This window comes from Kitasatospora sp. NPDC057692 (genome assembly GCF_042799475.1).
In the GTDB taxonomy this organism is placed as follows: Bacteria; Actinomycetota; Actinomycetes; order Streptomycetales; family Streptomycetaceae; genus Kitasatospora.
The window spans coordinates 148,703-160,434 of the sequence record NZ_JBHVIV010000002.1; the positions used below are offsets into that span (position 1 = coordinate 148,703).

Annotated in this window: 8 protein-coding genes; 5 read left to right on the plus strand and 3 right to left on the minus strand. The window is 72.4% G+C overall.

Translation table 11 applies throughout. The annotated features are described in order from the left end of the window. The first annotated feature begins 24 nt into the window (after positions 1-24). Positions 25-573, plus strand: coding sequence for a hypothetical protein (locus ACFVFS_RS01795; protein ID WP_380618968.1), 549 nt, complete (start codon positions 25-27; stop codon positions 571-573). Positions 574-1,083: 510 nt separating this feature from the next. Here the strand turns inward: ACFVFS_RS01795 and ACFVFS_RS01800 are convergent. Beyond that, entirely contained in the window at positions 1,084-1,524 is a 441-nt protein-coding gene (locus ACFVFS_RS01800) for an ATP-binding protein (protein WP_380618970.1), read from the minus strand. 197 nt (positions 1,525-1,721) lie between these two features. Between ACFVFS_RS01800 and ACFVFS_RS01805 the strand changes: the two genes are divergently transcribed. Further along, positions 1,722-3,014 (plus strand): tetratricopeptide repeat protein, encoded by a 1,293-nt coding sequence (locus ACFVFS_RS01805; protein WP_380619136.1) that lies wholly within the window; start codon positions 1,722-1,724, stop codon positions 3,012-3,014. Positions 3,015-3,079: 65 nt separating this feature from the next. On the opposite strand, the gene hrpB is transcribed toward ACFVFS_RS01805, so the two are convergent. Together hrpB and ACFVFS_RS01815 are read right to left on the minus strand one after the other, a co-directional pair. Beyond that, positions 3,080-5,590 carry an ATP-dependent helicase HrpB gene (gene hrpB, locus ACFVFS_RS01810; protein ID WP_380618972.1) on the minus strand — a complete coding sequence of 837 codons (2,511 nt, stop codon included), beginning with the start codon at positions 5,588-5,590 and terminating at the stop codon, positions 3,080-3,082. Positions 5,591-5,595: 5 nt separating this feature from the next. Continuing rightward, complete coding sequence (locus ACFVFS_RS01815) at positions 5,596-6,450, minus strand: class I SAM-dependent methyltransferase (RefSeq protein ID WP_380618974.1); 855 nt, start codon at positions 6,448-6,450, stop codon at positions 5,596-5,598. A gap of 417 nt (positions 6,451-6,867) precedes the next feature. On the opposite strand from ACFVFS_RS01815, the gene rpsA reads away from it, so the two are divergent. The 3 genes from rpsA to ACFVFS_RS01830 all read left to right on the plus strand — a co-directional run bounded on the left by rpsA (position 6,868) and on the right by ACFVFS_RS01830 (position 11,583). Beyond that, positions 6,868-8,358, plus strand: coding sequence for a 30S ribosomal protein S1 (rpsA, locus tag ACFVFS_RS01820; RefSeq protein ID WP_376083884.1), 1,491 nt, complete (start codon positions 6,868-6,870; stop codon positions 8,356-8,358). 243 nt (positions 8,359-8,601) lie between these two features. Next, on the plus strand, positions 8,602-10,842 hold the full coding sequence (locus ACFVFS_RS01825; RefSeq protein WP_380618976.1) for an MMPL family transporter: 2,241 nt from the start codon (positions 8,602-8,604) through the stop codon (positions 10,840-10,842). Positions 10,843-10,941: 99 nt separating this feature from the next. Next, positions 10,942-11,583 carry an MBL fold metallo-hydrolase gene (locus tag ACFVFS_RS01830; RefSeq protein WP_380618978.1) on the plus strand — a complete coding sequence of 214 codons (642 nt, stop codon included), beginning with the start codon at positions 10,942-10,944 and terminating at the stop codon, positions 11,581-11,583. Positions 11,584-11,732: the final 149 nt, after the last annotated feature.

The following is an 11,732-nucleotide window of genomic DNA, read 5'->3' on the forward strand; positions in this document are numbered from 1 at the left end:
GTGGTGGAGAGTGGTTCGGCTCTCGTGGAGGAAGCCCGGGAGCGGTTGCGCTCGGGGGCGGGGCCGGGCACCGTCTGCGGCGAGCTGGCCGCAGGGGCGGAACGGTGGGAGGAGGCCGCCCGGGCCGTCGGGCTGGCGCTCGGGATCGAACCGGGGCAGCTGCGGCAGCGGCTGGGCATCGAGCCGGACCTCCAGGCCTCGTTCGAGCCCGGTGAGGAGGACCTGTACGGCGAGTTCCTGGAGATGGGCGGTGTGTTCGACGTCCCGAAGCAGCTCGACGAGCGTGAGCAGGAGGTCGAGGAGCATCTGCGGGCGGCGCTGCGCGCCCAGGGAGGCCTCGGGAGCGGCTACTGCCTGAGCCTCCAGCGCGGCTTCGTCAGAGGTGAGTTGGCGCGCAACTTCCGGGCGCTCACGCGGTTCGGCCCGCGGGCCGGCCTGGGGCGGCCCGCGGAGTTCTGGGCAGCCTTGGTCGCCGCCGGTGAGTTCTTCGACCCGGCCGACGGCGATGAGCACGGCACGGTGGCGCAGGCGCTTGCCGAGTGCAGGCGGCGCCTGGCGGACTGCTCCAGGTAGGACCCCGGACCGGGCACGGCGGGGGTGGGGGACGACGTAACGTCTCGCGGCTTCCTCCACGGGGAGACCGTGGAGGAAGCCGCCCCAGACATCGAGACCATGTGCACCGCCCGTTGCCGACGAGGTTTGCAGAGTGATGACCCCCGATCCGGGGGGACCGGGTGATCCTCTACGCCCTGCGAACCCGCCAGCTGGTGCCTTGGCTGCGCGGGAGGTCGGCGGGGCCGACTTTCCGCGTGCGGCCGGATCGGTCGTCGAGGTGACGGGCCCGAAGGGCGGGGCTGCGCAGGAAGTCGGGTGGGTCGACCTCCTGCGCAGTGCTGGTCGCTGAGGGCGGGGTGAGATCGGGAGGCTCGGCACTGACACCAGCCTCGCGCGGGTGTTCAGGTGGCGTGAGCGGCGGCCCGGGTGCGGCGGGCGAGGAGGGCGTAGGTCTCGGCGGGGGTCGCGGCACGGCCGAGGGCTCGGCGGGCGAGGGTGGTGAGGCAGGGCTGTGGCATCGGGGGGCCTTCAGGCGGTGACGAAGGTGGGAACCGGGGCGAGGGTGGGGGCGATCAGGGCCCAGACGAACTTGCCGACGCCGCCCGCGCGGGGGCAGCAGCCCCAGCGCTCGGCGAGTTCGTCGACGAGGAAGAGTCCGCGTCCGTGCTCGTCGTCCGGGGTGGCGGCGTGGAGGGAGGGGCGGCCGCTGCCGGCGTCGTGGACCTCCAGGCGCAGGCGGGAGTTGACGAAGGCGAAGCGGATCTCGATGAGGCGGTCGCTGGGGGCGTTGGAGTGTTGCACGGCATTGGCGAACAGCTCGCCGAGGAGGAGCTCGGCGACGTCGGAGTATCGGTTGCCGGTCGGGAGGGCGGAGAGGTAGGCGCGGAGCAAGTGCCGAGCGAAGGGGGCGGATTCGCTTCGCGAGTCGAGGCGCGCGGCGAACGTTCGGGGCTGGTGGGCCTTGAGCATGGGGGTACCTCGAAAGGGCGGAGAGGGGATTGGCCGCACCACGGCTGGTGATTGGCCGATGACGAACAGTCAACATTTCCGCCCTGTCGTCGGCTATGGTCGAACTGAGCTGGGAAGTTGAAACCCTTGAAACCCGCCTGCAAGAGGGAACTGTCGTGCGAACCGACCGTGCTCCGAACCGCAAGCTCGCCGCGTTGATGGCTGAAGCCGTGTGGGGGAACGGCGAGCTGGCGCGGGCCGTCAATCGGACCGGCACTGAAGCCGGGCAGCGACTCAAGTACGACGCCTCGGCCATCTCCCACTGGCTCGGCGGCACTTCGCCTGTGGCGAAGGCCCTGCCGGTGGTGCTGGAGACGCTGGCGCGGAAGCTCAAGCGGCCGATCACTGCCTTCGAGGCCGGATTCTCCGACAAACCGGCCATCGCCGATCAGTCGACGGATACGGTGTCGGGACTGATCGACTTGGGGAGTGCGGACATGGACCCATCGCGGCGGGGAGTCCTCACGGCAGGTCTGTACTCGGTGGCCCTCGGCATCCCCGGCTGGCCCGACCTGGTCGGCCGGTTCGAGATGTTGCGAACCAACCCGCATATGCGGACCGGTATGGCGGAGGTCCGCTCGGTCATGGCGATGACCGAGCGGATCAGCGATCTGGACGACCAGTTCGGCGGCCGGATGGCCCGCCCGATGGCCGCCTCGTTCCTGGTGAACACCATCGCCCCGTACCTGCAGGCGGAAGCCACCGAGGATGTCCGCAAGGCGATGCTGTCGGCCGCCGCCGACCACTGCTACCTGACCGGCTACATGGCCATGGACGAACGCCATGATGCCCTGGCACAGCGCTACTACATGAAGGCCTTGGAACTGGCAGGGCACGCGGGTGACCACCTCACCTACTGCACCACCCTGCGAGGCATGAGCGTCCAGGCCGTCGATCTCGGCCACGGCAGTGCCGCCATGCGGTTCGCGGACGCCGCCTCAGCGGCCTCCCCGCAGGCCGGCCCTCGGATGCGGGCGTTCCTCGCCGGGCAGCAGGCCCACTCCGCAGCCCAGACCGGCGACAGGGCCGGAGCCCTGTACCAGCTGGGGATAGCGGAAGTCGCGATGGAGCAGGCCGAGTCCAAGGCCAAGGCGTTCGGCTCTTATGACCCGTCCTCCCTGGCGTACCACGAGGCGAAGGTCCGGTGGGAACTCGGAGACAAGACCGGCGCCATCACCGCCATGGAAACGTCCGATCGCCTGCGGTACTCCGTCTACGTCCGTAACCGGGTGCGGATGACCGGCATGCTTGCCGAGTGGAAGCTGCAGGCCGGCCGGCTCGAAGAAGCCTGCGCCGACTGGCATCGAGCACTGGACGACTACCCTGCCGTCCAGTCCGGCCGGGCCGACGACCGCTTCCGGTCAATGATGGCCATGATCAAGCCGTACCAGGGCAACCGGTACGCGCGCGACCTGTACGACCGTGCTCGGCCGATGGCGAAGACGGCCTGACCGGAACCGGGCGCGTTGTCGGAGGCTCCGCCACCCGATCGACGGGTGGCGGAGCCCTTCGTCTCCTACTTCCGGGCGTTGGTGCGCTTTGTCGGCTCTGCCGTCGTCGGGTCCTCGGGCCAGGGGTGGCGGGGGTAGCGGCCTCTGAGCTCTGCGCGGACGGCGCGGTAGCCGTCGCGCCAGAAGGAGGCCAGGTCTCCTGTGACGGCGGCGGGGCGGCCGGCGGGGGAGAGCAACTGCACGGTGAGGGGGACGCGGCCGCCGGCCAGGGCGGGAGCGGCCTTCCAACCGAAGAGTTCCTGCAACTTGACTGCCAACACTGGGCGTTCGGTGGTGTAGTCGACTCGGATCTTCGATCCGCTGGGAACAGTGATGCGTTCGGGGGCGAGTTCGTCCAAGCGGCCTGCCTCGCCGGTGGACCAGGGGAGGAGGCGTTGGAGGGCGGCGGTCGTGTCGATCCTCGCCAGGTCGGCGCGGCGGCGGGCGCGGGAGATTTCGGGCTCCAGCCACTCCTCGGCGCGGTCGAGCAGCGCCGCGTCGCTGACGTCCGGCCAGGGGTCGCCGATGGCGGCGTGGAGGAAGGCCAAACGCTCGCGGAGGTTGGATGGGAACACCAGGAGGGTGCTGATGCCCTCGCGGGTGAGGCCTTCCAGGAGGGCCGCGCGGACGAGGGACCGGTCGGGCTTGGTGAGAGGCTTCTCGGCGAGTTCGATGGCGCCGAGGGAGTCGACCCGGCGGGCGACGACCTCGCTGCGCCGGGTGTCCCAGTGGACTTCGGCGCGGACGGACAGCAGCGGCGCTCCGGCCTGGCGGGCGGTGTCCTCGTCGAGGGCGGCGGCGTGCAGGATCCGCGCCGAGTGCGAGCCGGCCGGGCGGTCGGCGACCGCGACGGCGAGCCAGGGGAGGGAACCCAACACCGTGCCGGGGGCGAGTTCGGCCGCCGTCCCCGAGGCCATCAGGTACGGGCTGCGCTCGCCCGGGGCGGGCCGCTCGACCCGCGCGCGGGCGATGCGTTCGGGGAAGGCGAGGGCGACGACCAGGCCGACGGCGGTGGCGTCGGGCAGTGCGGTGGCGGGTTCGTCGGAGGTGGCGCGTTGCAGACGGCGGACTTCGTCGCGCCAGCGCCCGGCGTAGGGATCACGGGAGTCCTTCACACCGCGCCATACCGCGCCGAGGTCGTCGCCCAGCGCGCGCGGCGGTTCCTCGGAGAGCAGGCCGACGATTTCGGCCGCCCGGCGGGCGCCCACGGCGGGAGCGCCGTCGACGAGCGCCCGCCCCAGCCGGGGGTGCAGACCGGTGCGGGCGAGCCGGGTGCCGCGCTTCGTCGCCCGGCCGTCCGCGTCCACCGCCCCGAGGGCGACCAGCGTCTCCCGGGCCGCGGCCATCGCCCCCGCCGGCGGCCGGTCGGGCAGGGCGAGGCCGGTGGCGTCCGGATCGCCCCAGCAGGCGGCCTGGAGGGCGAACGACGTCAGGTCGGCGAGGGCGATCTCGGGGGTGGGGAAGCGGGCGGCGCGGGCGTCCTCGGCCTCGTGCCAGCAGCGGTAGACGGTGCCGGGGGCCTCGCGGCCTGCGCGGCCGGCGCGCTGGCGGGCGGCGGCCAGCGAGGCGCGGACGGTGACCAGGGCGGCGAGGCCGCGCGCGTGGTCGGTGCGCGGTTCGCGGGCCAGACCGGCGTCCACCACGATCCGCACGCCGGGCACGGTGAGCGAGGACTCGGCGACGGCGGTGGACAGGACGACGCGGCGGGAGGCGGACGGCGCGAGCGCCGCGTCCTGGACGGCCTGCGGGGCGCGGCCGTGCAGTTGGAGCACCTCGGCGGGAGCGCCGGACAGCTGTCCGGCGACGCGGGCGATCTCGCCGACGCCGGGCAGGAAGCAGAGCACGTCCCCCTCCCGCTCGCTCAGAGCCCGCCGCACCACCGCGGCGACGTGGTCGAGCAGCGCGAAGTCCACCCGGGTGCCGTGCGCGGGCCGGACGGCGCGCGGCGGCGGCGCCCACACCACCTCGACCGGGTGCGAGACGCCGTGCGCCTCGACCACCGGCGCGCCGCCGAGGAGGTCGGCCCAGGCGGCGGTGTCGGAGGTGGCGGAGGCGCAGACGATCCGCAGTTCGGGTCGCAGGGCCGCGCGGACGTCGAGCAGGAAGGCGAGCGCGGTGTCGGCGTCCAGGTGGCGTTCGTGGCACTCGTCGAGGACGACGACGTCGACCCCGGGCAGCTCCTGGTCGCGCTGGAGGCGCTGGAGCAGCACGCCGGTGGTGACCACCTCGACCACCGTGCGCGGTCCGGCCCTCCGCTCGCCGCGCACGGTGAGGCCGACCTCCTCGCCGACGGCCGAGCCGAGCAGCCAGGCCATCCGCCGGGCGGCGGCCCGGACGGCGAGCCGGCGGGGCTCGGCGACCAGCACCCGCCGCACGGGGGCGCCGGAGTCGAGCAGCCCGGCCAGGGCCAGCGGCACCAGGGTGGTCTTGCCGGTGCCGGGCGGCGCGGCGAGGACGGCGGTGCCGTGGTCGTCGAGCGCCCGGTGCAGGGCGGGCAGGGCGGTGCGGACGGGCAGCTCGCGCCAGGAGGGGTGCACGCGCGTCAGTCCCGCTCGGTGACGAAGATCGCGGTGCCGGGGATGAGCCGCCCGCGCAGCGGCGACCAGCCGCCCCAGTCCTGCTCGTGCCCCTCCGGCCACTCGGGCTCGACGAGGTCGAGCAGCCGGAAGCCGGCGCCGACGAGTTCGCGGACGCGGTCGCCGAGGGTGCGGTGGTGTTCTACGTAGGTGGCCCGGCCCTGCTCGTCCTGTTCGACGTAGGGGGTGCGGTCGAAGTAGGAGGCGACGGCGGTGAGCCCCTCGACGCCGGGCTCGTCGGGGAAGGCCCAGCGGATCGGGTGGGTGACCGAGAAGACCCAGCGCCCGCCGGGCCGCAGCACCCGGTGGACCTCGCGCATCAGGGCGGTGGTGTCGGCGCTGAACGGGACGGCGCCGTAGGCGGAGCAGGCGAGGTCGAAGGAGGCGTCGGCGAAGGGCAGGACGGCGGCGTCGGCCTGGACGACCGGGACGGGCGCGGTGCCCCGGGCGAGGTCGATCCGCAGCGAGTGCTGGAGCTGGCGGTGCGAGATGTCGAGGGCGACCGGGCGGGCGCCGCGGCCGGCCAGCCAGCGTGAGCACTGGGCGGCGCCGGCGCCGATCTCCAGGACGCTGCGGCCGGCGACCTCGCCGAGCAGCCGGGCGTCCGCCTCGTCGAGGCCCTCGGGGCACCAGGTGAACCGGTCGTCGCCGAGGAACGCGCCGTGTTCGTCCTGGTACTCGTCGGCGTTGCGGTCCCACCAGTGGCGGCTGGCGCGGCTGCTCTCGCCGGTGCCGGCGGAGCGCCTTACCGCGTCGTCGCCGTCCTCGTCAAGATCAATGGGGTCGGGGAGGGGGGTGCCGGTCACGGTGAGAAGGCCCATCGCGTAGGGTGTCGTCTGCGGAAGCGCCGCTGCCGCGAACCGGTCCGAAAGGTCCGGTGTCCCGGCGGTGGCATCCGGGGAAGGTCCTCCCTGCGGCCGCCACCCGTTGAGGTGCGCAATCGGAGGATATGGCCTGTTCCATACCGGGCTCCACCGTCTTGCCGTTTCTGGCGTTGACCGTGCCTGGCCGTCCCCGTATGCTACAAGTTGCGCTGCGGGCCTGCGCGCCTCGGACGGAGCAGGTCGCGCTCGCATCTGTCGAAGACCCCACGGTCGCAAGACGGACGCCGATCTCCCGTTGTCACGGGAATCCCGGTGCTCCGTGTTCTTGGCTGTCCGGCTTTCGGTGGGAGCGATACGGGCCCTCCGCGTGGCATTACCTACGACTTTCATGTCCGTACCGGAGCCCTTTTCCTAATGACGAGCCCCACCGACTCCTCCCTCAGCACCACCCCGCAGGTCGCGCTCAACGACATCGGCGACGCCGAGGCGTTCCTGGCCGCGATTGACGAGACCATCAAGTACTTCAACGATGGCGACATCGTCGAGGGCGTCATCGTGAAGGTCGACCGTGACGAGGTCCTCCTCGACATCGGTTACAAGACCGAGGGCGTCATCCCGTCCCGCGAGCTGTCGATCAAGCACGACGTCGACCCGCACGAGGTCGTCGCCGTCGGCGACAACATCGAGGCCCTGGTTCTCCAGAAGGAGGACAAGGAGGGTCGTCTCATCCTGTCCAAGAAGCGCGCTCAGTACGAGCGTGCCTGGGGCACGATCGAGAAGATCAAGGAAGAGGACGGCATCGTCACCGGTACCGTCATCGAGGTCGTCAAGGGTGGTCTCATCCTCGACATCGGCCTCCGTGGCTTCCTCCCGGCCTCGCTCGTCGAGATGCGTCGCGTCCGCGACCTCCAGCCCTACGTGGGCAAGGAGCTCGAGGCCAAGATCATCGAGCTGGACAAGAACCGCAACAACGTGGTCCTGTCCCGCCGTGCCTGGCTGGAGCAGACCCAGAGCGAGGTCCGCCAGACCTTCCTCACCACCCTGCAGAAGGGCCAGGTGCGCTCCGGCGTCGTCTCCTCGATCGTCAACTTCGGTGCCTTCGTGGACCTGGGCGGCGTCGACGGCCTGGTGCACGTCTCCGAGCTGTCCTGGAAGCACATCGACCACCCGTCCGAGGTCGTCGAGGTCGGCCAGGAGGTCACCGTCGAGGTTCTCGACGTTGACATGGACCGCGAGCGCGTCTCCCTGTCGCTGAAGGCGACCCAGGAGGACCCGTGGCAGCAGTTCGCCCGTACCCACCAGATCGGCCAGGTCGTTCCGGGTAAGGTCACCAAGCTGGTTCCGTTCGGTGCGTTCGTCCGCGTGGACGAGGGCATCGAGGGCCTGGTCCACATCTCCGAGCTGGCCGAGCGCCACGTCGAGATCCCGGAGCAGGTCGTCCAGGTCGGCGACGAGATCTTCGTCAAGGTCATCGACATCGACCTCGAGCGTCGTCGCATCAGCCTCTCGCTGAAGCAGGCCAACGAGGCGCTGGGTGCCAACCCGGCCGAGGTCGAGTTCGACCCGACCCTGTACGGCATGGCCGCGTCCTACGACGACCAGGGCAACTACATCTACCCGGAGGGCTTCGACCCCGAGGCCAACGACTGGCTGGCGGGCTACGAGAAGCAGCGTGAGGAGTGGGAGCGGCAGTACGCCGAGGCCCAGTCCCGCTTCGAGCAGCACCAGGCCCAGGTCATCAAGAGCCGCGAGGCCGACGCGGAGGCCGCTGCCGAGGGTGGCGACGCCGTCGCCGCCGCGGCCGGTGGCTCCTACTCGTCCAGCAGCGACGAGGGCTCCGGCGCCCTGGCCTCGGACGAGGCCCTGGCCGCCCTGCGCGAGAAGCTGGCCGGCGGCCAGAGCTGAGGCTCTGCCCCGCTGGTGCGTGACTAGCGCATAGCGTCACCGATGAACCCCGCTCGGTTTCCGAGCGGGGTTCATTGTTTTTCGACCTTCATTATGTGTTTCTTATGTGTTCGTCGGGTGGGGGATTTTTGTGATGAGGGGCTCATTGCCTGCCTATGGGTGATTCGGGAATTCACGCCTACCTTGGGATGAGTTGCCCGATGGGCCGCTCACTCGGCCCCGCACGCTAGGCACCCCCCGCACATGAGCCGTCGCTCCGCCGTGTCATCTGCCGCCCCCCACCCGTCCGCCGAACCGCAGGTCGGCGGGCGCCTCGCCGCCCTCGGCCGGTTCTGCTACCGGCAGCGCCGCTGGGTGCTCGGCTTCTGGGCGGTCGTGCTGGTGATAGGCGTGCTCATCGGCGGGCGGGTCTTCGAGGGCTCGGTGGCCGGCGCATCCTCCGCCGCCTCCGAGGCGGACCGCGGCAGCGCCGTCGTCACCGCGGCCGACCCGGCCAAGGGCACCGTCACCGCCGTGGTGGACGGCCGGCCGGTGGACGACGCCGCCGTCCGGGACGCCGTCACCCGCGCCACCGCCGAGATCGCGGCCCTCCCCGGGGTCTCCTCGGCCGCCGACGCCTACGGCCCCGGCCCGGGCGCGGCCGCGCTCCGCTCGGCCGACGGCACCGCGAGCCTGGTCTCGGTGCGGATGTCCGACACCAGCACCTCCGCCCAGACCACCGCCGTGACCCAGCGACTTTCCGCCATTTCCGGCGAGGTCGGCGAGGCCGGCGCGAAGGTGACCGTCGGCGGGGACCTGGTGCTCCAGGACGAGGTCAAGAAGCAGACCGAGAAGGACACCCGCTTCGGCGAGATGGTCACCCTGCCGCTCACCCTGATCGTCATGGTGCTGGTCTTCGGCGGCCTGGCCGCCGCGAGCCTGCCGGTGATCGGCGCCGTCGCCTCGGTCGGCGGCGCGCTGCTGGCCATGTTCGGCTTCAGCCGGATCATGGACATCGACACCAGCGTGCTGCCGATCGCCACCGTGCTGGGCCTCGGCCTGTCGATCGACTACGCGCTGCTCATGGTGAACCGTTTCCGCGAGGAACGCGGCCACGGCGCCCCGATCGCCGCCGCGGTCGAGCGGACCGCCGCCACCGCCGGGCGCACCGTCGCCTTCTCCGGGCTGACCGTCGCCGTCGCGCTCTCCGGCCTGTTCGTCTTCACCAGCCCGGTGCTCGCCGCCGTCTCCGCGGCCGGGGTCAGCGTCGTGGTGATCGCGGTCGCCGCCGCGCTCACCCTCGTCCCCGCCCTGCTCGGCTTCGCCGGCGGCCGGATCAAGACGCCCACCGCGCCCGTCCCCGACGAGGGCTTCTTCAGCCGGACCGTGCGCCGGGTCGGCAAGCGGGCGGTGCCCGTGGCGCTGGTCTGCACCGCGCTGCTGATGGCGGCCGGCGCACCGTTCCTGCACGCCGAGATGCGCAACTCCGGCGCCTCCGTGCTGCCCGCCTCCTCGGCCGGCCGGCAGGTCGCCGAGACGATCGACCAGCGCTTCCCGCAGGCCTCGGCGGCCCCGATCACGGTCGTCGTGGAGAGCGGCGCCACCGTCGCCCAGGCGTACGCGGACGACGTGGTGGCCAAGCTGCCCGGTGTCAGCGGCGTGCGCGCCGTCACCCCGGTGAGCGACACCGTCTCCACCATCGACGTCCTGGTGCACGGCGACCCGCAGGGCGGGCAGGCCAAGCAGGTGGTCAAGGAGCTGCGCGCGGACCGCGGCGGGCTCACCACCGAGGTGACCGGCGGCGCGGCCTCGGTGGTCGACTTCCAGGACGAACTGCTCACCCGGGGGCCGATCGCGCTCGGCCTGGTCGCCCTCGGCACGCTGATCCTGCTCTTCCTGATGACCGGCTCGGTGGTGATGCCGGTCAAGGCCCTGCTGATGAACCTGCTCTCGCTGGGCGCCTCGCTGGGCGCGCTCACCCTGGTCTTCCAGGACGGCTGGTTCAGCGGACTGCTCGGCTTCAGTCCGACCGGCGGCCTGGAGACCTTCATCCCGGTGCTGGTGTTCGCCTTCGCCTTCGGCTTGTCGATGGACTACGAGGTGTTCCTGCTCGCCCGGATCAAGGAGCTGCGGGACAAGGGCCACAGCTGCACCCGGGCGGTGGAGCTGGGCGTCCAGCGCAGCGGGAAGATCATCACCTCGGCGGCGCTGCTGATGGTGATCGTCTTCGCCGGCTTCGCCCTCGGCGACATGCTGATGGTGAAACAGATGGGCATCGCGCTGGCCGTCGCCGTGGCGGTCGACGCCACCCTGGTGCGCTGCCTGCTGGTGCCCGCCGCGATGAGCCTGTTCGGCGAGTTCAACTGGTGGGCGCCGGCCCCGCTGCGCCGGCTGCACGACCGGTTCGGGCTCAGCGAGCACGTCGAGCTGCCTGAGATCGAGCCGGCGGTGCTGCCGGCCCAGCGGCCCGCCGCTCCGAAGGAGCTGGCCGCCACCGCGCCGTAGGGCGGGTCCCGGTGGCGCGGTCCCGGTGGCACGGACCCGGCGCGGACCCGGGCTGATCCACCGGGCCTGCCCGGTCGGTTCGGGAGTACCGTGCCAGGCATGCGGATCACCAAGTTCGGACATGCCTGCGTACGCCTGGAGCACGCGGGGACGACCGTCGTCGTCGACCCCGGGATGTTCACCGATCCCGCCGCCCTGGCGGGCGCGGACGCCGTCCTGATCACCCACGAGCACGCCGACCACTTCGACGAGGCTCCGCTGCGGGCCGCGTTGGAGGCCGACCCCGCGCTGCGGGTGTGGACCAATCCGGACGTCGCCCGGACGCTGGCGGGCGTGGGCCGGCGGGTGACCGCGGTCGGCGAGGACGACGCCTTCGACCTCGGCGGGATCGGCGTCACGGTGCACGGCGAGTGGCACGCGGTGATCCACCCGGACATCCCGCGGGTGCGCAACATCGGGTTCCTCTTCGACGGGCGGCTCTTCCACCCCGGCGACGCGCTGACCGTCCCGCCGGGGCCGGTGGACACCCTGCTGCTGCCGATCGCCGCGCCGTGGACCAAGGTCGGCGAGCTGGTCGACTACGTCCGCGAGGCCGGGCCGCGGCAGACCGTCCCGGTGCACGACGCGGTGCTCAGCCCGGTCGGCCTCGCCGTGCACACCCGCCTGGTCGGCCCCGGCGGCCCGGGCACCGGCGCGGAGCTGCGCACCCTGGGCCCGGGCGAGAGCCTCGACCTGGGGTGACCGTACGGTGGGGCCGTTGTCGGCCGCCGGCCAGTTTGGGTGGGGGGACCACCACCGCCCGGGGCCCGGCGCCCGGCGGAAGATAGGTCAGACGGGCGGCCACGGCGCCGGGAAGAGCGAGGTGTCGCGGGTGGGCGCGGGCCCCCGCG

What these genes read in the sequence shown, in the direction of transcription:
- ACFVFS_RS01825 (WP_380618976.1), top strand. Translation starts at nt 8,602, where the DNA reads ATGAGCCGTCGCTCCGCCGTGTCATCTGCCGCCCCCCACCCGTCCGCC.
- ACFVFS_RS01800 (WP_380618970.1), bottom strand. Translation starts at nt 1,524, where the DNA reads ATGCTCAAGGCCCACCAGCCCCGAACGTTCGCCGCGCGCCTCGACTCG.
- ACFVFS_RS01805 (WP_380619136.1), top strand. Translation starts at nt 1,722, where the DNA reads ATGGCTGAAGCCGTGTGGGGGAACGGCGAGCTGGCGCGGGCCGTCAAT.
- ACFVFS_RS01815 (WP_380618974.1), bottom strand. Translation starts at nt 6,450, where the DNA reads ATGGGCCTTCTCACCGTGACCGGCACCCCCCTCCCCGACCCCATTGAT.
- rpsA (WP_376083884.1), top strand. Translation starts at nt 6,868, where the DNA reads ATGACGAGCCCCACCGACTCCTCCCTCAGCACCACCCCGCAGGTCGCG.
- ACFVFS_RS01830 (WP_380618978.1), top strand. Translation starts at nt 10,942, where the DNA reads ATGCGGATCACCAAGTTCGGACATGCCTGCGTACGCCTGGAGCACGCG.